General features: G+C 40.0%; 18 protein-coding genes and 1 riboswitch. Of the genes, 7 read left to right on the top strand and 11 right to left on the bottom strand.

Annotated elements, in window-relative coordinates:
- The first annotated feature begins 194 nt into the window (after nt 1-194).
- Nucleotides 195-295, top strand: a riboswitch (SAM riboswitch).
- A gap of 81 nt (nt 296-376) precedes the next feature.
- Both D8M05_RS05270 and D8M05_RS05265 read left to right on the top strand, forming a co-directional pair.
- Nucleotides 377-1,129 (top strand): cyclase family protein, encoded by a 753-nt coding sequence (locus tag D8M05_RS05270; protein ID WP_121129377.1) that lies wholly within the window; start codon nt 377-379, stop codon nt 1,127-1,129.
- Between the two features lie 27 nt (nt 1,130-1,156).
- Nucleotides 1,157-2,260: a 5-methyltetrahydropteroyltriglutamate--homocysteine S-methyltransferase gene (locus D8M05_RS05265; RefSeq protein ID WP_121129375.1), complete on the top strand. Its 1,104-nt coding sequence runs from the start codon at nt 1,157-1,159 to the stop codon at nt 2,258-2,260.
- Nucleotides 2,261-3,363: 1,103 nt separating this feature from the next.
- Here the strand turns inward: D8M05_RS05265 and D8M05_RS05260 are convergent.
- The 6 genes from D8M05_RS05260 to D8M05_RS05235 form a co-directional block, all read right to left on the bottom strand.
- Nucleotides 3,364-4,425 (bottom strand): ABC transporter permease, encoded by a 1,062-nt coding sequence (locus D8M05_RS05260; protein WP_121129373.1) that lies wholly within the window; start codon nt 4,423-4,425, stop codon nt 3,364-3,366.
- The gene (locus D8M05_RS05255; protein WP_121129371.1) at nt 4,422-5,945 is read right to left on the bottom strand and encodes a sugar ABC transporter ATP-binding protein; all 1,524 of its coding nucleotides are present in this window, start codon (nt 5,943-5,945) and stop codon (nt 4,422-4,424) included. The genes D8M05_RS05260 and D8M05_RS05255 overlap by 4 nt, the downstream gene beginning before the upstream one ends.
- A 189-nt stretch (nt 5,946-6,134) precedes the next feature.
- Entirely contained in the window at nt 6,135-7,172 is a 1,038-nt protein-coding gene (locus D8M05_RS05250; protein WP_121129369.1) for an ABC transporter substrate-binding protein, read from the bottom strand.
- Nucleotides 7,173-7,330: 158 nt separating this feature from the next.
- Entirely contained in the window at nt 7,331-8,320 is a 990-nt protein-coding gene (locus D8M05_RS05245) for a Gfo/Idh/MocA family protein (RefSeq protein WP_121129367.1), read from the bottom strand.
- Between the two features lie 193 nt (nt 8,321-8,513).
- Nucleotides 8,514-9,524: a Gfo/Idh/MocA family protein gene (locus tag D8M05_RS05240; RefSeq protein WP_121129365.1), complete on the bottom strand. Its 1,011-nt coding sequence runs from the start codon at nt 9,522-9,524 to the stop codon at nt 8,514-8,516.
- 41 nt (nt 9,525-9,565) lie between these two features.
- Nucleotides 9,566-10,552: a LacI family DNA-binding transcriptional regulator gene (locus D8M05_RS05235; RefSeq protein WP_121129363.1), complete on the bottom strand. Its 987-nt coding sequence runs from the start codon at nt 10,550-10,552 to the stop codon at nt 9,566-9,568.
- Between the two features lie 178 nt (nt 10,553-10,730).
- Here D8M05_RS05235 and D8M05_RS05230 point away from each other — a divergent pair, with 178 nt between their 5' ends.
- From D8M05_RS05230 to D8M05_RS05215, 4 genes are all read left to right on the top strand, one after another.
- On the top strand, nt 10,731-11,699 hold the full coding sequence (locus D8M05_RS05230; protein ID WP_121129361.1) for a sugar phosphate isomerase/epimerase family protein: 969 nt from the start codon (nt 10,731-10,733) through the stop codon (nt 11,697-11,699).
- A 658-nt stretch (nt 11,700-12,357) separates the two neighbouring features.
- Nucleotides 12,358-12,963, top strand: a complete 606-nt coding sequence (locus tag D8M05_RS05225; protein WP_147405157.1) for a gluconate 2-dehydrogenase subunit 3 family protein — start codon at nt 12,358-12,360, stop codon at nt 12,961-12,963.
- A 79-nt stretch (nt 12,964-13,042) separates the two neighbouring features.
- Nucleotides 13,043-14,749 carry a GMC family oxidoreductase N-terminal domain-containing protein gene (locus tag D8M05_RS05220; RefSeq protein ID WP_121129357.1) on the top strand — a complete coding sequence of 569 codons (1,707 nt, stop codon included), beginning with the start codon at nt 13,043-13,045 and terminating at the stop codon, nt 14,747-14,749.
- Between the two features lie 85 nt (nt 14,750-14,834).
- Nucleotides 14,835-16,541 carry a GMC family oxidoreductase N-terminal domain-containing protein gene (locus D8M05_RS05215; RefSeq protein ID WP_121129355.1) on the top strand — a complete coding sequence of 569 codons (1,707 nt, stop codon included), beginning with the start codon at nt 14,835-14,837 and terminating at the stop codon, nt 16,539-16,541.
- A 97-nt stretch (nt 16,542-16,638) separates the two neighbouring features.
- Here the strand turns inward: D8M05_RS05215 and dnaB are convergent, their stop codons facing one another.
- The 5 genes from dnaB to D8M05_RS05190 all read right to left on the bottom strand — a co-directional run bounded on the left by dnaB (nt 16,639) and on the right by D8M05_RS05190 (nt 19,661).
- Nucleotides 16,639-17,898, bottom strand: a complete 1,260-nt coding sequence (gene dnaB, locus D8M05_RS05210) for a replicative DNA helicase (RefSeq protein ID WP_121129353.1) — start codon at nt 17,896-17,898, stop codon at nt 16,639-16,641.
- Nucleotides 17,895-18,221, bottom strand: a complete 327-nt coding sequence (locus tag D8M05_RS05205; RefSeq protein WP_121129352.1) for a hypothetical protein — start codon at nt 18,219-18,221, stop codon at nt 17,895-17,897. The genes dnaB and D8M05_RS05205 overlap by 4 nt, the downstream gene beginning before the upstream one ends.
- A complete protein-coding gene (locus D8M05_RS05200; protein ID WP_121129350.1) occupies nt 18,218-19,036 on the bottom strand; it encodes a DnaD domain-containing protein in 819 nt (272 codons plus the stop codon). Before D8M05_RS05200 ends, D8M05_RS05205 begins: the two co-directional genes overlap by 4 nt.
- Nucleotides 19,037-19,056: 20 nt before the next feature.
- Nucleotides 19,057-19,242, bottom strand: coding sequence for a helix-turn-helix domain-containing protein (locus tag D8M05_RS05195; protein ID WP_121129348.1), 186 nt, complete (start codon nt 19,240-19,242; stop codon nt 19,057-19,059).
- Nucleotides 19,243-19,340: 98 nt separating this feature from the next.
- Nucleotides 19,341-19,661, bottom strand: a complete 321-nt coding sequence (locus tag D8M05_RS05190; RefSeq protein WP_121129346.1) for a hypothetical protein — start codon at nt 19,659-19,661, stop codon at nt 19,341-19,343.
- Nucleotides 19,662-20,106: 445 nt separating this feature from the next.
- On the opposite strand from D8M05_RS05190, the gene D8M05_RS05185 reads away from it, so the two are divergent.
- A complete protein-coding gene (locus D8M05_RS05185; RefSeq protein ID WP_121129344.1) occupies nt 20,107-20,319 on the top strand; it encodes a hypothetical protein in 213 nt (70 codons plus the stop codon).
- Nucleotides 20,320-20,326: the final 7 nt, after the last annotated feature.

Here is a 20,326-nt window from a genome sequence, read left to right as displayed (position 1 = left end):
AATTTTAACATAATCCCATCACTTTCCTTCATGAAAAATAATCATTTACTGAAATATCTTTTAAATGCAAGGATTGTTACAACGGAGGATGAGAAGAAATTCCTTGGTGTCATGTTTTTCCTATCTATTTAAAAATTATTCTTGACAACAAAAAACATTAAGCGTATCTTAGATATAATTTAATATTTAAAAATTTCTTATCTAGAGAGGTGGAGGGACTGGCCCTTTGAAGCCTCGGCAGCGGACTTATATAGTACTGTGCCAATTCCAGGAGCAAGAGCTTAGAAGATAAGAAGAGCGGATGTGTACATCTAACCCTCTTCTTATCATTGAAGAGGTTTTTTTGTATTTACAAAACGATAAAGAGGTGGATTAAATGTCAAATGTACAAACAGCTAATGAACTAACTAAAGCAATTGAAGTATTGAAAGAAAAACAATGGGTCGATTTAACGCATACGTTTGGACCTGAATCTCCACATTTTTCAGCATTTGATGATGCGGAGTTCAAGACACTTTTCACACACGAGGATGGATTTTTTGCACAACGATTTACATTTCCTGGACAATACGGGACACATATCGATGCACCCATTCACTTTGTTCGTGATCAAAGGTATTTAGAGGAACTAGGTTTAAAAGAACTTGTATTACCACTTGTCGTTATTGATAAATCGAAGGAAGCAGATGCCAACAATGATTTCAGCATTTCTGTAGCTGATATTTTAGACTTTGAAACAGAGCATGGCAAAATTGAGTCCGGTACTTTTGTTGCCTTACGTACAGATTGGAGTAAACGTTGGGCTGATAAAGCGTCCTTTGAGAACAAGGATAAAAACGGAGATAGTCATGTACCTGGTTGGGGAATTGATGCGTTAACATTTTTATTCGAGGAAAGAAAGATTAAAGCCGTTGGTCATGAAACATTTGATACGGATTCGGCAAGTGATTTTCGTAAAAACGGGTCACTAATTGGTGAGTATTATGTTTTGGAACAAGATACATACCAAATTGAGTTGTTAACGAATTTAGATCAACTCCCACCAAAAGGTTCAGTAATTTTTAATATCGTTCCAAAACCAGAAAGAGCAACAGGATTTCCAGTAAGATCATTCGCAATATTACCTTGATAAAAAAATAAGAAAGAGGGATTTATAATGACAAAAACATTAGTTAAAGCACCATTTAAAGCTGATCATGTAGGAAGTTTACTCAGGCCAGACAATTTACATCAAGCGAGAAAAGATTTTAAGGAAGGGAAAATTACAGCTTTAGAATTACGAGAAGTAGAAACACAAGAAATTAAACGAATTGTTGATAAACAAATTGAAATCGGCCTCAGGGCAGTTACGGATGGGGAATTTAGACGCAGATTTTGGCATACTGATTTCATGGAGCATTTAAATGGTGTAGAAGGCTATATGCCAGAAAATGGTTATAAATTTGTGGGCGTTGAAACAGAAGCATATGATGTGCGTGTCACTGGTAAAATTTCTTTTAATCCTGACCATCCACACCTAAACGATTTTATCGAGTTAAAAGAAATCGTCGGTGACCGGGCAGTTGCAAAAATGACGATTCCTAGTCCAAATCAATTTTTCAATGCTGGCATCCGCAATGAGGAAATTTATCCCGACATTGAAGATTTTGCCAAAGATATTATCCAAGCCTATCGCGACGCAATCCTGGCATTCTATGATGCTGGTTGCCGTTATCTGCAGCTAGATGATGTGTATATTGCAGGACTTTGTGCACCAGAGCTACCATTTGCGAAAAGTGACTTAGAAAGAGATAAATTGATAGACCTTGCTTTACGTGTAGTCAACGGTGTGTTGGATGGGAAACCAGAAGACCTAACTGTTACGACACACCTTTGCCGTGGAAACTATCAATCTACTCATGCGTTTGAAGGGCCATATGACCGAATTGCTCCTAACTTCTTAGCGAAGGAAAAGGTAGACGGGTTTTTCTTAGAATATGATGATGAACGATCCGGTGGTTTCAAACCTTTAGAACATATCCCGGCTGATGGAGCCCAAGTAGTACTAGGTGTCTTCACATCTAAAAGTGGCGAAATAGAAGATAAAGAATCGATCAAAGCCCGTGTCGAGGAAGCTTCAAAATATGTAGCCTTAGACCAACTTTGCATTAGCCCCCAATGCGGTTTTGCTTCTACGCATCACGGAAATATTTTAACAGAAGAGGAGCAATGGGCAAAATTGAAATTTATTGTAGATGTATCGAAAGAAATTTGGGGATAAAGTTTTTTTTCGTAACGATAGACGGTGCAACTGAGCTGGACTCCTCCATCTGACAAGAGATAAAATAACTAGAAAGCGGACAGCACAACCAAATCTGCTGTTCGCTTGTTTATTTTGCTTAAGTCCTATACATCATTTTTAGATGGACTAAAGAAGCACTGCATCCGTTCACGTGCTTATTCATTAGTTATATCTGAAAGAACTTATCCCTACCTTTCATACAATCCCCTTTCCATCTTCCATTTTCGCTTCTCCAGCTCATTCCCTCCCGAATCTTCACTACGAATCGATTAACGTAGGTTCTATTTAATATTACAAGTATATTCATATCAATTGTTCCACTGGGAAACAGATCACTTCCCCATCATTTTAACAGTAAGCTGTTTTCTAAAAGATCGTTGTTTTTTAAGCTATTGTAAATTTGATTCACAGTTGATATAAAGTGTGGAATTACTTAATTCAGATTATCTTAATTTTGAGCAACTCTCGCCGTCCGGGATCGCTCCGGGCGGATGCTTTCCGCGGGCACGGCCTCAGCCCTCCTCGGAAGAAAAGCCCTTCCTGCGGGGTCTTCGGACTCGTGCTATTCCCGCAGGAGTCACCGCCCTCCACTCACCCGGCCTAGTAAGGTAGTACAATGCTTTTTGACTTTCCGTATTGCAGGAGATAATGGTTATAACTTAAACTCAGTGGAGGAAACACACGAAGACTCCTACGGGAGGAAAGGCCTAGATGAGACACCGTAGTGCGTCAGCACGAAGGAGGCTCATCAGCCGCCCGTGGAAAGCGAAGTGTGTTTCCGGAACGGTGTATTTAGGAAAACTCTGAATTAAAGAAATCAACAATTTATACAAAATGTCAATTATAAAAAAGGCAACAAATTATGCGAAAAGAGCCTTAGAGAAAAACAAAACGATGCATTTCATCAAAGACATGCATCGTTTTGTTTATGATCCATAACGAAGATGAACCAGATTAGAACGATTACATCTTCTCATAAACGAATTATTATATTTAAAAAACCGCTATATCTAACAGATACCTTTCTAACTTAAGTTTTATATATGGTGGTGTTTTCATTGATTTTCTTCTCGGCCACCAAATCAAACGCTCTTTTCCTTTCGCTGCAACAGTACAGCAACAATGACGATAATTCCTTTAAATGCTTCTCGTAAAAATGGTGGTACGCCGAATAGATTTAGCAAGTTATTCATCACGGCAATAATGAGCATGCCGTAAACGGTACCGAGGATGAAGCCTCTTCCTCCTAGCATATTGGTACCTCCGACAACAGCTGCAGCAATTGCATCCATTTCCATGCCTCGTCCAGCGTTCGAGAAGTCCATGGAACCGATCCGGGATACTTGAATAATTGCCGCAATTGAAACGAGAAGTCCCATCAATGCATACACACGAAGCTTTACCTTATTGACATTAACACCAGATAGCTTTGCAGCTCTTTCATTCGATCCAACCGCAATAATCTGTCTTCCAAAGGTCGTTCGCTTCGACACATAGTACAGAATGAGAGCAATAACTGCCCAATAAATGATAGGCATAATCATTAAATTTCCTATTTTAAAGCTCGATATCTGTAAAAATTCCATTGGAACCGTTGTGTTGTACCCTTGCGCAAAATGCTGGGTTACACTTCGGAAAATCATCATCGCACCTAATGTTGCAATAAATGGAGGTACCATCCCTTTGGTGACAGTAACACCGATAAGTGCACCTAATAGATAGCCAAATCCTAACACTAAAATGATTGTAAGAATAATAGCAGGAACCCCATCAATACCGATCGCACCTAGGATTCCTGCACTTCCTGTATCTAGGAGATACATCGCAAAGGCTCCTGTAATAACCATCGTGGAACCTACAGCTAGGTCAATTCCCCCTGTCATAATGACAAAGGTCATCCCTAATGCAACAATTCCGACACCAGCATTATTTCGTAAAATATTAATCCAATTATTGATCCAAGCCTGGAACCATTCACCAACGGATCCATAATCAAAACCTAGCGTTAAGGTCTGCAAAATAACCATCACAATAAGTGCAATTAAAATACTGAAAAGTGGGTCATTTGACCATTTATGTTTAAAGCTTTCTAACAACGATTTCTTCTGCTTTACGGGAGGTGTGTTCTGAAATTCGGCTTTCATAATGGTTGTTCTCTCCTTTCTACATCAAGCTCCCCACCGGTTGCTAACCTCATAATGGTATGTTCGTTCATCAACTCATCACGAACCTCACCTTGGATAACGCCATGATACATGACGAGTGCCAGGTCACATAAGCGAATAATTTCTTGTGCTTCACTGGAGAGCACGATGATGGCAATATTTTGTTCGGCAAGCTTTAAAATAATGTCGTAAATATCTTCCTTTGCCCCTACATCGACTCCTTGGGTAGGATTATCTAGAACGAGGATTCTTGGATTCACAGCTAACCATTTGGACAAGACGACTTTTTGTTGGTTCCCGCCAGAGAGACTTGTAATACGATCTTGTAAGTCTCCCATTTTTAACCTTAACGTATCCCGTTGCTCAAAAAACGTCTGGCGATGCCTCTCTATGTTAATTATCCCACGCCTTGAAAATAGCGGCCACGTTACAATTGAGGCGTTTTCGATTATATCCATATCCTTAATAATTCCATTCTCTTTACGGTTACGTGGAAGATAGGCTATTCCTTCTTTAATGGCCTGATACGTATGATTAATTTCTACTTCCTTACCGTTTAAGTAAATTTTTCCAGATAAAAGCTTCTCCGCACCAAAGATTGCTTGGAAAAGTTCGCTTCGACCATCCCCTAGTAGACCTGTCACACCAACAATCTCACCTGCTTTAACAGAAAAGGATATATCCCTGAATGAAGCCCCATCTGTCAGTCCTTCCACTCTTAATACTTCTTCCCCATCTTCATTATCGGGCGTTTTCTCTCTTCTTAACGATTCTGTTCGCACATCATAGCCAACCATGTGGCTAGCTAGTACTTTCGTGGTTACATCACTTACATTGCCTTCTGCCACCAAGTTTCCATCACGAAGTACGAGGTATCGATTGCAAATCTGCTTTACTTCATTTAATTTATGCGATATAAAGATGATTCCAACGTCTTGCTCCTTCATCGTTTCCATCATCTTAAACACGCGCTTAATCTCGGTATCTGTTAACGATGTGGTCGGCTCATCCATAATGATAATGGAAGCGTTCGTCATCATCGCTCGACAAATTTCAACAATTTGTTTATAGGATGCATCCAGATCTCGCACCATTTTCCCTGGATCCAAATCTACATTCATTCGTTCAAATATTTCTGCTGTCTGCTGATACATTTGTTTAAGGTCCAGACTTCCCCGTTTCGTCTTTATTTCCCGACCAAGAAACATATTTTCATAAATTGGTAGATCATTGATTAAATTAAGCTCCTGATGAATAAAAGCAATACCTGCTTCTAGTGAACCGGCTGGTGTTTCAAAGTCTACTTTCTCTCCATCTACTAAAATAGAGCCCCCGTCCATTTGAAGCACCCCACCAAGGATGTTCATTAAGGTGGATTTCCCTGCTCCATTTTCTCCGAGCAATGCGGTGATCTCGCCGCCCTTGACAGAAAAGGACACGTCCTTGATAACATCATTACTCCCAAAGGACTTTCGAATATTCTTCATTTCGATTAACATGCAATCACTTCCATTATTAAAAGTAGGCATACCTATTCATTAGGCCTGCTTTTTCATACATTTGATCAGTAAGAAACCAGCGTTAAAAAAGAAGAGGATATAGCAAGAATAGCCATAACCCCTCTTTCAATTGATTTAATGAGAACTGGTACTCCGTTACAGTACCTTCCTGGGTCTGCAACTTCCAGATTAGTACGGGGAGCCGTCGTCTAAGAATTCTTCGTAATTATCTCTATCAACGATTGTTGTAGGGATAACTGTTTCCTCTGCAACTTCTTCTCCCTCAAGTAAATCAACTGCGATGTCAACTGCATCTTTAACCATAGCTGGGCTGTATAGTGCGGATTGAATCCAAATGTCTTCATTTTCTGGCATCATTTTGAAATATTCTTGCATCCCTCCACCGCCAGTTACCACTTGAATGTCTGTTCTTCCTGCTTCATTAATGGCTTGCAGGACACCAACTGATGTTTCGTCATCCAATGATAATACGGCATCAATATGATCCATGCTTGTTAAAATATCAGCAAAATCAGTTAAACCATCTTCTCTAGTAAATTGTGTCGCAAAGGTGTGAAGGTTCATGTCTGGTGCAATTTCTTCAATCGTGTCAAGAAATCCACCTTTTCGGAGTTCAGAGACAGAACCTGCTGATGGCACTTCTAAAATAACAACTTCCCCTTCCGTACCAATCTTGTCAACAATATAATTCGCTCCTTGAACACCCATATCATAGTTATCACCTGCAACACGGTACACGCCGTCGACATCAATTGCGATATCGAAGTTTACGACTTCAATTCCTTCATCTAACGCACGCTGAATTGGAACTTCCATCCCTTCCCATTGTGGGAACGCAACGATTGCTTCTGCTCCCCATGTGATTAAGTCATCTAGCTGGGCAGTCATTTCGGAAGCATCACTACTCGTATGGATTTGATAATCGATTGTATCTGATAATTCCTCTGCACGAGATTCTGCATGATAAGCAACTGCAGCAACCCATCCATGTGTCACAGCTGGTGCTAAAATACCTACTTTGTACTTTTCAGCTGAGTCTCCTGAATCTCCAGAGTCGACACTGTCTCCAGTATTTTCAGTGTTTTCAGCATCACCAGTATCACCAGTATCACCAGCATCATCAGAAGTATCATTTGAAGCACATGCGGCAAGCAACGGTACCAGAATCAATGCAAGTAAAACAAACAATTTTACGAACCTTTTCAATTAAAAAACCCCCTTAATTTTTTAAAATCTATATGGAAAATATTGTGAAACCAATCGTTAGAAATTCTGGTCCTAAACATCAACCATCATTAACAGTGACTTTTTATCTGATAAAGCGCTTCCAAATATTGTCAAAAGTATCCTTTTGGATATACCAATTACAAAACCTGTACTTCTTGCCCTGTTTTCAGTGATTTTTCAATGTCTTGGAGGACTTTAATTATGTATAGAACATCATCTAATGGTACAATGTCATTCTTTTGATCGTGCTCCAGGCAATCAATAAAATAAGTTAACTCATTTTGAAACGCATCTGCTTGTTGGGTATCATGCAACTCTGATAGCTGATTTTCTTCGTAATAAACCAAGTGACTATCATTGATATGCTCAATGTTCTCCCCAGCTGTCAATGTAAAATCTAACACACTGCTTCTTGACTGTGCGCGTAGTGACATTGTAAACGGATAACCCTTTGGCATTCGATGAGATGCCTCAACAAATGCCTTTGCCTGATTTTTAAAGGTGAGTGTTGTCATAATATGTTCCCATGCCCCGTATTGATTTTGCTGTCCGACTGCATAAACACTAGCTATTTTACCTAGCAAATAAGACACAAAATCAATATCATGTATATGAAGATCAAACAAGGCGCCTCCACCTTTTTCCGGATATTGAAACCATTCGCTCCAATTTGGAATTTGACCTAACCTCTTTGCGTGAACGACGTCAATATTCTTTATTTTTCCTGTTTCACTATATGCTTTTATTGTTTGGTATTCCGGCCAAAATCGTAGCAAATGTCCGACAAACAGCCTTACTCCATGCTTGTTGATAACCTGTTTTATTCTATTTGCTGCTTGCACCGTTAATGTCAACGGTTTTTCACAAATGATATGTTTCCCTGCCTCAGCAGCCTTCGTTATATATTCCTCATGTAAAAATGTCGGAACACAAAGATCAACTACATCAATATCCTTACGACGCAATAGCTCATCATAGTCAGAAACGATTGTCCCAACGAAATTAACTTCATCCTTTCTGCCTTGTCGATTGCAAATGACTGTAACTGTAGCATATGGGACCTTCCGATAGGCTTCCAAATGTGTTTTACCAATAAAGCCTAACCCTACAATTGCTACTCGTTGCATAATCCATCCACACCCCCAACTCGTTTAACCATATCCCTTAATAGCATCCTCTAACGATAATCCTTGATAGGTCTTCGAATTAATTGTAAGCTGATCGAACATCTTGTTCCCTCTCCCTCACTTGTAATCCATTACAAACATTATAAAAGTAATCAAATTATTCAGAATATAATTCTTGTATAACCTCTTCTATTTATTCGGAGCGAAGGATTTTTTCAACTACTTGCAAAGAGGCAATCGCCTCCCGACTTGTTACTGGTGGCGTTTCGTCGGCCACGATACACTTAATAAAAGCATCAATCACACCAGTATTGGTTTGGTTGTCATTCGTTTGCATTTGCTCTATTTCATATTTGATTATCTTTCCATCAATTTTCTCAACGATAAGCGGTGCATCAAGTTGTTGATAGATTTTGATAATCCCCTTTTGGCAGTAAATTGTTGTCGCGTTATCCTCGGATCCGTAATAAGTCCAAGAGAAGGATGCTGTACCCAATCTCCCTTTTTTCGTTCTTAATGCACAAACGACATTGTCACAAACCTCAATCGAATTTCCTTGTTCATCTACCTTATCAAGTGCTGCCGTAAATGCATGCACATCCTCGATTACGTCGTTTAATAAGTAGTGGATTAAATCGATTTTATGAATACCTAAATCACCGGCAACACCGTAGTGTGAACGTTCCTTTTTAAAAAACCAAGTCGCATTTGATTTCGTAGCTCCCCAGCCTTCTGGTCCCTTGTGTCCAAATGTTGTCTTAAAGGTAAGCACCTCGCCTAGCTCTTTTTTATCTAAAATTTCCCTAGCTTTTTGATGCGCTTTTGTAAAACGTTGATTGTGGTCAACCATTAATTTCTTTCCAGATTGGCGTTCTGCAAGGGCAATTTCCTCCGCATGCTTTACACTTATCGCTAATGGTTTTTCACATAACACATGCTTCCCACTTAATAATGCTTTCGATGTATTGATATGATGGGCTTCATTAGAGGAGCAATCACTAATCGCAACAATGGTCGGATCGTCTAGTAAGTCTTCTAACTTTTTAGCGACTCTTCCACCAAATTCTTTAGCTAACCGCTCTGCTCTTTCGATATTTCGATCATAGAAGATGATTTCCTCTACATGTGGATTTGCTTTGTACTCTGGTGCATGACGGAATCGTGTAATCGATCCACAGCCAATAATCCCTACATTAAACTTCATGGAACGATACCTACCTCCTCTTTGTTTGATTTGAAATCCTCCTATCCCATCGTAGACTCGCGAATAATTAACTCATGATCTAGAACAATGTTTTCTACCTTCTCCCCCTTAATACTGCTCATTAGCATGTTTGCTGCAAGACAACCCATTTTATACATTGGCTGTGAGACGGTCGTAAGGGTAGGGTTTGTCATATTGGAGAAACTTATATTGTCAAAGCCCACAACCGCAATAGATTCAAAGGCTTGCACGCCACTGTTTAAAGCTTTTAACGCCCCAATTGCTAATGTATCAGAAACAGCAAACACAGCTTGTGGCCTCTCTTCTAGCTGAAGGAGCATTCTCATCGCCTGCACACCGTCTTGGAATTCCAAGTCTTTCGTGTGATAGATCCATTGATCACGGATAGGAAGATTAAATTCTTTTAATGCTCTTTCATACCCAGCCCGGCGAAGTCTAGCATAAAGAAACTTTTCATCTGAATTAATAAGTGCAATCTTTTCATTCCCGAGTTGTATTAAATACTTAACCGCTTGATAAGCCGCTAACTCACTATCCGTCGTAATGTACGGAATGCTTCCCCCTTCTTCATACTCACTACAGAGAATAACTGGGTGATTTTCTGCTAACTCATTCAGCTTTTCCATGTTGATGGTCGGGTCCATCGAGATAACACCATCAGCGAGTTTATTTTTAATCATATTCAGATAAATGTTTTCCCGTTCGGCCTTGGAGTCTGTTTCGCATAGGAGGATATTGTAGTTATTTGCAATTGCAGTGTTTTGGATGCCATTAATAATCTCGTTGTAAAAGGGATTAGAAATACTAGGAAGTAGCACAAGCATTAGACGACTTTCTGAGTTTCGTAAATTTCTACCAAGCATACTTGGTTCATAATTTAATTCTTTTATCGCACTCTCTACTTTACTTCTTGTCTGGGGAGTTACTAAGTTTGCATTATTTAATACTCTTGAAACCGTTGCAACAGACACCCCTGCCTTCCTAGCAATCTGTTGGATATTAGCCATGATGATTCCTTCTTTCAAATAAAGCCATTTGTAATCGATTACAATTTGATTTTAAAATCTAACAACCCCTTTGTCAACACAATTTTAATAAAATTTAGAAAACAATGAATAAATGTGTTGATTTTACAAAATTTTATGTATAATGGATGTAACGGATTACAAAGGAGGAGGTTATTTCATGAAATTAGGAGTTTTTACTGTTTTATTTTCTGATAAAAATCTGGAAGATATGCTTGATCATGTAGCCGCTAAAGGAATAGAGGCGGTTGAAATTGGTACGGGTGGCTATCCTGGAGATGCCCATTGTAAGGTAGATGAATTACTAGCAGATGAACAGAAGCAGATGGATTTTATGGAGAAAATTACGAGTAGAGGATTAATTGTTAGTGCCTTAAGTTGCCATTCCAACCCACTTCATCCACAAAAGAAAATTGCTGAAGAAGCGGATACCTTATTCACCAAAACGGTGAAGCTAGCGAACAAACTTGGAATTCCTGTCGTAAATACGTTCTCTGGTTGCCCAGGAGATCATGAGGATGCTATACATCCCAACTGGCCTGTCGCACCGTGGCCAAATGACTTTCAGGATATTTTAAAATGGCAATGGGAAGAGAAAATCATTCCATACTGGAAGGAAAAAGCCGCTTTTGCTGAATCGCACAATGTAAAAATAGGCCTTGAGCTTCATGGAGGTTTCTCGGTACATACCCCAGCAACTTTGCTACGATTACGAGAAGCATGTGGTCCAGCAATCGGAGCCAACCTAGATCCGAGCCATATGTGGTGGCAAGGCATTGATCCTGTTGAGTCAATAAAAATATTGGGTCGTGAAAATGCGATTCATCACTTCCATGCGAAGGATACCATTATCGACCAACCAAATGTAAATCGAAATGGTTTAATCGACATGACATCCTATTCTGATATGCAAAATCGTGCCTGGTATTTCCGCACGGTTGGATTTGGCCATGATTCTAAAGAATGGATTGATATGCTCAGTACACTACGGCTTTATGGATATGATTATGTCGTTAGCATCGAACATGAGGATGGACTGATGTCTATAGATGAGGGATTTACCAAAGCGGTTAGTACACTCAAACCTATTATGGTTAAAGAATCTGTTGGAGATATGTGGTGGGCTTGAGTGTTTAGGGAAAAGCACTCCAGTCTTGGAACGTACTCGTGACCCAAGGACGGAGTGCCTCCCCTCTGTTTCACTACGAATCCACCAAACATCGGTGCCTGTCACTTGTCGTATGTATTAATATTATAGTCTTGTCTTGCTCACACCCTAAAACTAGGATAGGTACGAAAAAAAACACCTGCGAAATTCGTAATAAATTTCACAGGTGGTTTCTCATTTCTGCTACTAACCTTTTAATAGGTAGCCTACCTTTAATTATTGATAAGCTAATCTTACTATGGTATCGCGAATAGGAAACGATATAAAAGAATTAGAATCCAACATGAAAAGAAACTTTGCCAACTTACTGAATAGCGATAATTAATCATGTAAGACAACCCCAATCGTGTTATACCCGAAAAGAGATATGTAAAGACTTTAGAATTACCACACAAAAATCATAACCCTAATAATCATGCTTATCCTCCGCTTTTATCTTTTAAAGGAGTGATAGGCTATTTCTCCATGTGAACCATTACGTTTTCCTATTCCTTCAAAATGATAGAAAGCCTTCCAGTTTAAATCATAAAAAGCTACATGAAACAATACAATATTACTATTCTGTAAAACTAGAAAGAGGTGAAACATCATCGATTCAAATTCTCAAACAAAAATTTATTTGCAGGCTACTTTTCGGGCGCTTACTGATTCTTTAGTCCCGTCAACACGCAGGATTGGATACGAATCACCTATCAATATTACAGATATGGGGGTTCATGAATACCTCATCTATGGTTTGGATCATTATATTGCTATTCAAGAACAGTTGCATCACATTACCCTCCCCCTCGCTTACCCTACAGCAATCATGTTAGATGAGGCAGCAACACAGCTTGTGAATACTGGGCGAGCCCAAGCCTCTCCGCAAATCCAATTTCCTGGGGGAGGAATGTTTTCTCGCCTTTCCCGGGAAGACCGAATTCAAACATTATCTGCATTGGAAAATCTAGCGTTCGACCTTTACTTGTTGCCGTCTCCATTTCAAAATAATGGCGGTTTGATCAAACACGTTATCGATGCTCTAAATCGCTTCGCCATGTTCGGTTATTATTCTGAGTGGCCAGCTTATGGAACTACACGTTTGTATCCACCAGATGACCGACGCCTAGAATTTTTCCCTTGGGGTTGGCAACAAGTTGGTTATCCTGGGGTGTCATTGGGCTACCGTGATTTCCGTGGCATGTTAATAGAATATGAAGAAGTAAAAGCGAAAGAAGTAGATTAAGTCCTAAGAAAAACATCGACTTTCGCTATCATTGGCGTAAAGTCGTGTTTTTCGAGAACAGACAGAAAAGAGGGTGAAAATGAAGACAGATCCTGATGTGATTGTTATTGGAGCTGGTGGCGGCGGACCAGTTATTGCCAAAGAGCTTGGTGAACTTGGAATCCGTGTATTAGTACTTGAAGCAGGTCCTTGGTATGGAAATAAAAACTGGCCCAACCCTAATGAAAATCGTGGTGAGGAAAAAGAAAGTTCCAATCCAAATGATTTGGATGGGGCGCTTTATCGTAAACAGATAACAAGACTTGAAAATGATATGAATGATTTCGTTAGTGGTAAATTCCGATGGGGATCAGCCGACCGGAGGCGCGGACCATGGTACAGGAACATTCCTGACCCGACCATCCTATGGCAGACTGCTGGTATCGGGGGTGGCACGATTCATTACTATGCAAACTCACTAAGGGCTTTTCCCCATGCAATCGATAATGAGTGGCCAATTAATTACGCTGACCTTATCCCCTATTATGAAAAGGTGGAAAAAACATTACCAGTCGAATTTGCGCCAACAACATCGAAAGAGGCACTTTTTTATTATGCAGCTGAACAGTCAGGTTTTTCCTTAAATAAAACATTGGATGTAACGAGTAGTGGTTATCGGCCACAACCAAATGCAATTCTGCCACCAAATGAGCATCTAATGGATCCAAATTATTCTATGGAAGAAATAAGTCATATGGAAGGTTGTACACTAAGTGGGCATTGTGGGCAAGGCTGTCCATATGGGCCGACGTACGAAAAGATGGCGAAACGTTCAACAAATGTCAGTTATGTTCCTCTTGCAATGAAGACCGGAAATGTGACGTTCAGACCAAATACGTTTGTCACAAAAGTATTAACTGAAAATGATGTCAAACGAGGCAAACGTGCAGTAGGCATTCAAGTTCGTGATACGTGGACTGGTGAAACGGAAGAATTGCGTGCAAAAGTGGTTGTGATGGCAGCTGGTTGTATCGAAACACCACGACTTTGGTTGAACTCTGAATTGCCTCATAATCCTTGGGTAGGTCGTGGTCTGACAAACCATTATATGGACATGGTTACAGGAACTTTTGATGAGGAAACATTAACGGAAATTATCGGAAGTCCATCCATTAATCCATTCGTTGGTCATACATCAGGAGCACGGCTTGATTATCCTGGTCTCGGTATGATTGAAAATATTGGGGAAAGCCCTGGTATTTCCGCTCAGACTCTTTTTGCTTTTAGCGAGTACGGTTATAATAGCCTCGGGGAGTCCAATCAAGAGATGTGGGAAAGTCGAGGTAGACTCGTTGGTTCTGAACTGGAAGAAGCAATGAAGGGTTACAGAAGAACGCTCACACTTTCAGTCATTACAGATGACGAGGTACAATTTCACAATAGAGTGGAGTTAGATCCACATGTTAAAGATGAACATGGTGCAATACCACTTGTACATTATACACCAAGTGAAAAATCAAAAATGAGAAGAGAACAATTAGTAAAAATCGCCACAGATATGTTACGGAAAGCTGGTGCGAAAGAGATTCACCGAAGTGACCTTCCACCAAATTACTATATTCATTTACAAAGCACGATGCGGATGGGTTACGTCGTTGATACATCATGCGAAGCTTATCAGGTCGAACGTCTCTATATAGCCGACAATAGCGCAGATTATAATTCCTTGGGCGGCCCCAATCCAACCTTAACTACACAAGCATTAGCCACTAGAACAGCCGAACACTTAGCAAACAAATATTTCTGAGACGTGGGGACGTAATCACTGTCTAATTGGAACGGAGAGCTTGTCTCCCTATCTTGCAAGCTCAAACTGGAAAGGAGGAATCTGGTTGTCAATTGATGCAGACGTAATATTAATTGGAGCTGGAGCTGGAGGTGCGGTTGTTGCTAAGGAGTTAGGCGAACTAGGAGTCAAGGTCACAGTCCTTGAAGCCGGTCCTTGGTATGGAAATAAACAATGGAAAGAACCTAATCAGCATCGTGGCTCCGTCAGCAGTTCAAATCCATCCGACTTAGATGTTAACCTCTTACGTCATCAATATAACAGACAAGAAAATACAATGAATGATGTTGTTTCTGGCCGCTTCCGCTTTGGGCCAGCAGATCGCCGCCAGTCAGTATGGTATCGAAATATCCCTGAACATGGAATGGCTTGGCAAGCCTCTGGTGTAGGAGGGTCAACACAACATTACTGGGCAAACTCACCGCGAGCTTTTGCCTCAGCGGTTGATGACTGGCCAATTTCCTACTCGGAATTAATTCCCTATTATGAAAAGGTTGAACATACACTGCCAGTTCAATTTGCCCCTACCACGTCAAAAGAGGAATTGTTTTACTATGGAGCTGAAAAGGCTGGATGGTCATTAATAGATACCTTAAACCCTACTTCTCCTGGTTACCGACCGCAACCGAATGCCATTTTACCTCCTAATGAACGGTTGATGGATCCAAATACTAGCCTTCATCAATTGTCCCATATGGAGGGATGTACACTAGCCGGTCATTGTATCAATGGCTGTCCATATGGGCCATCAGTTGATAAAGTAGCCAAACGTTCGACCAACGTTAGTTATATCCCTCTAGCACTTAAGACAGGGAATGTAGAAATTCGGCCAAACACTTTTACAACAAAAATTTTAACCGAGAATCATCCAGAGGAAGGCGTAAAGGCGATTGGAGTCAAGTTCAGAGATACATGGACAGGTGAAGTCGGGGAATTGTACGGAAAAGCCATTGTCATGGCGGCAGGTAGTATAGAAAATCCAAGACTTTGGCTAAATTCAGATCTACCTTCTAATGAATGGGTTGGTAGAGGTTTAACGAATAATTATTGGGATTGGATGACAGGGGTTTTTGATGAAAAGGATCTCATGCGTATATTGGGTAATCAGAACGTAAATCCATTTGTTGGCCATACATCAGCTGCCAGGTTGGATTATCCGGGACTGGGAAGTATTCAACCATCTGGACTCAGCCCTGGGTTAACTTCTTTCTTAACTTTTGGTTTCAGTCAAAGTGGCTATGCTTCTAAGCTAAAGCAATCTCCTGATGTACCTTGGGATTTACAAGGAAGAGTTGTAGGGAATGAATTAAAAGAGTGGATGGATAGTTACCGAAACACGTTAAGCTTCTTGATCCTAACTGATGATCAGCCCAATAAAAGGGATGGTGTTACCGTTGATCCTTTCGTTAAAGATGAGCATGGAGCCGCTCCTGTGATCCAGTACACGCCTAGCAAGCAAGATACGAAGAAGAGAAATGAGTTAGCCAAAATCACTGCAGATATTTTACGTAAAGCTGGAGCGAAGAAAATTATCCGTACTGATTGGCCCGCTAACTTATTTGCCCATATCCTAACCACCATGCGTATGGGTTTTGTTGTAGATACCAATTGTGAAGCATACCAAGTAAAACGGCTTTTCATCGCTGACTCTAGTGTCGAGCCTAATAGTGGTGGAGGAGTGAACCCAACGTTGACTGCTCAAGCGTTAGCAACACGAACGGCAGAAAAATTGGCAAAGAAATACTTTAGTTAAGGGACAAGGGGACGTGTTCACTGTGCCATTAGGAAGGAAAGAATAACGTCCCAATGGCACACGCCCAACTCTGGGACAGAGAACCCGCCCCCACGTTTCAGCCCAAATCCACAAACCTCCCATACTCCTTCTCAAACTGAAGCTCCACTGTCCCGGTAGGCCCGTTTCGATGCTTGGAAAGGATAACCTCCACTCTATTCCCTTTCAGTGTATCTTTTTTATAATAATCCTCTCGATATAGAAAGGAAATGATATCTGCATCTTGCTCGATGTTACCGGATTCTCTAAGGTCTGACATGAGTGGTCGTTTATCATTTCGAGATTCCACTCCTCTTGATAGCTGGGAAAGGAGAACAATCGGGATATTTAGTTCAACAGCTAGCTGTTTTAATTCACGCGTTATCTCCCCCACTTCTAAATCACGTCTTTCCCGTCTTGCTGTCGGATTGATTAACTGCAAATAATCAATCATAACGAGATGATTTCCCTCTGGTTTATCATGGATTCTTCTGCGCATCGCTGACCTAATTTCTAGTAAACTTCTTTTCGAATCATAAATGTCTATATCCCAATTCGAAATCACACCAATTGCTCGCATCGCATTTCTGAAATCAGTATCAGAGAAAGTATTCGATCTCCACTTCCTTCCGTTAATTCGCCCTTCAGAAGAAATCATTCGATGTAGCAGTTGCTTTGTCCCCATTTCTAGACTGAATAGGCTTGCTAAGCCGTTATTCTTACAGTGGCCTGCAGCTAAATTCAGTGCAAAGGCTGTTTTCCCAACAGATGGTCTTGCAGCAACAATAATTAAGTCTCCTTTTTGTAATCCTCCCGTTAATGCATCAAAGTCATGATAAGACGTTAGACATCCAGCTTTTTCTCTTGGATTGCTTATGTCTTGACTAATTTCTAGCAAATAGTCGTATGTAGTCTTTTCTTGTTTACTCGTAGATAAATCACGATAGTGTTGCACGTTTTTTACGAGATTATTCAAGGCGTCCTCACTCGCATCATTGATAAAATCGATGGCACACTCTCTCGCTTTCCGTAGCCGATAGGCATCGAGAATCAGACGTTCATGCTGTTTCATACTAGCTGTTGATGCTACAGATTCCGTCATTTGGAGTAAATACATTGTTCCCCCCACCTGAGAAATGTCATCTCCCAGGTAGGTTGTAACAACAACCACATCAATAAATTCTCCTTTATCTGAAGCTTTCTTCATGGCGTGAAAAATCTTTTTGTGCGCCATGTATGAAAAGTGCTCTGCATTAACTTCCAATTCTTTAAAAAGCGTTCCATCTAAGAGCACGGAACCGAGTACGGATGCTTCTGCTTCATAATTTTCCAGATTCATGATTTGCTTTTCTCCTCGACAAGTTTAGCGAGTTCTGCTTTAAAACAATCCTTCACCTCTTTTGGTACTTTAGCTGCTTCTTCTTCCCATTTTTTCAAGTCTTCTAGATGTTTATTTGGCTCTGGTAAGTAAGCGGCAATCTCGGCAATTGTTGGCGGATAAGCGTATGTTGCAACATGATTAGATAAATTGTTCATTACACCCTCAAAGTCCATCTGTTCAAATTGTGGCAGCAGTATTCTAACTTTCCGCTTGGTCACTTCAAATTTCGGATACAACTCAGCAATGGTTTCGAGTACTTCTAGACCTTCTTTAGGAGTCATATCTTCAACTCCTCTCTTAACTCATCAAAGAGTATTTTATTATTTGCTTTATCTCGTTTCAGGTATGGTACAATATTCTTCTTGTCCATAGCCTTTTGCTTTTCATATGCTTTTACTTGCTCTACCGTTTCAAGCTTGGCATTTGCCCATTCTCTTAAAATTTCCTCCAGATAGCTAAACGTTCTCCCCCCACGTTTTACAGCAAACGCAATCGCATATATGATGACATCATCACCGAAATCCTCACACCAGGCAATAAAGGATTCCCTAGCAATTGGTCTCAAGATGCCAAAATTCTGTTCATAGATTGTAAAAGGATTTTGTTTCTCGTGCGTTCTACTACTACTCTTTTGTTTTTGTTTCTGTTTAAGTATGTTCCTAGAATTGGTATCATTTTGTTTACTGGAATGTTCAACAGATTGGTCAACGGATTTGTCTTGCAATTGAGATTGTTCATCAGATTCGATATGTGATGGTGTATCAAATGAATCATCAATTTGGGATGAAGATTGGCTTTTGTATGTTTGATTAAGCGTGTAGAAACTATTCAATTGATAAACAGGTGCTACTCCTTTTTTCCCAGCTTCATACTGAAGAATTCCTTCTTCAACCAATGTCTTACGTGCTCTCGATAACTGCTGGTTCGATAATCCAGACATTTGCCGTACCGTTACACTTGGCACGTTAAATTTCGTTTTCCACCCTGTTGCATTGTTTATGGAAAGCAGTGTATGCCATAAACAGATCGCATTTGATGGGAGTTGATTTAGCATAATCCACTCCCTAAATGAATTAAGTTCTTTAATGTAGTTCACTTTTCATTTCCCCTTCCAATTTATTGTTCCGACTTCGTACGTACTTGTTCAAGAACCCAGTTGTCGATTGTTTCTTTTGTAAAAAGAATCTTGCGGCCGATGCGAAAATGCGGAATCTTATTTTCACGTACCAAATCATAAATGGTGTCCGTGTGAAGCCCAATATAATCCGCTACTTCCTTTACAGTCATTGTGTATCGTTCCATGAATTATCCCTCCTTTCACTACTACAATCGAAACGAAAATGTATTTGGGGGGAGTTGGGTTAGATATGTTTTAATTTTTTATTGGGATAGAAAAGCGGTTAGTCTACGAACGTAATTAGTTGGTAAATCGCAGTTTCTTCACCGTTCATAAGGAAGCAGATGAACCCATACGCTTGTAATTCAAATCGCGCATTTTCAAGTTCTGCCTGTGGTAGACGGGACAGGTTACGAAGTACGTGATTGTGAGCTTGGAAATTATCCAACCAGCCAACCTCACATCGCATTAACAATAGGGCATACATAAGATTTCTAGCAGCTTCTGTTAATGGAATCCTTTCCTTACGTTCGTTAAATGCCTCGACTTCTCTTTCAAATTCGATTAGTATTGCTTTTGACCTTTCATCAACTGTTGTGTTCATTGTTTCCATCCTTTCATTTTTTTGTAGGGATTTTGAAGTTAGGTAGTTTTTTAAAATTATTTTTGCTAGCAGGACTACGAGTGGAAGTTCATTGTCACTCTTGGGAAATTGAACCTGCGTATCTCTTGTAAAAAATCTTGCGGCCAACTCGTAAATGCAGAATATTATTCGCGCGAATCCTGTCAAGCCCAATATAGCTAGCCACTTCCTTTACATTCATAGCGCAACATTCCATGGTAATTCCCTCCCTTCACTACTACAATCGAAAAGAAATTGTATTTGGGGGGAGTTGGGTTGGGAAGGTTTTGTTTTTTTCTTTTGGGGGTGGTTTGTTGTTTATAAAATTTATCAGAATGTATAATTATCAATCATAGAAAACTGAAGTATGAATTTGCATCGAATTCAATGATAAGCATGGAGTAACGAAAAAGGAGCTGAAACGTTTATGGATATAAGATTGAAGGCTGAAAAGTTACTTGGAGAAATTGGATATTTCAATTTAGAATTTCAAAATGAATCAAAAATAGATGATGGAATTTTTTTCTATTGGAATATTGGTTATCTAGACGCAGCGATGATCATTCAAGTTACTATTAATAATAATATTGTTGAAATAATGGATTGTTACGCTTATGAAGAAAACACGTTACTGCATTGAAAATGGA

The organism is Oceanobacillus bengalensis (genome assembly GCF_003628445.1).
In the GTDB taxonomy this organism is placed as follows: domain Bacteria; phylum Bacillota; class Bacilli; order Bacillales; family Amphibacillaceae; genus Oceanobacillus; species Oceanobacillus bengalensis.
The sequence above is the reverse complement of the archived record's forward strand: the minus strand, read 5'-3'. Positions and strand labels throughout refer to the sequence as shown.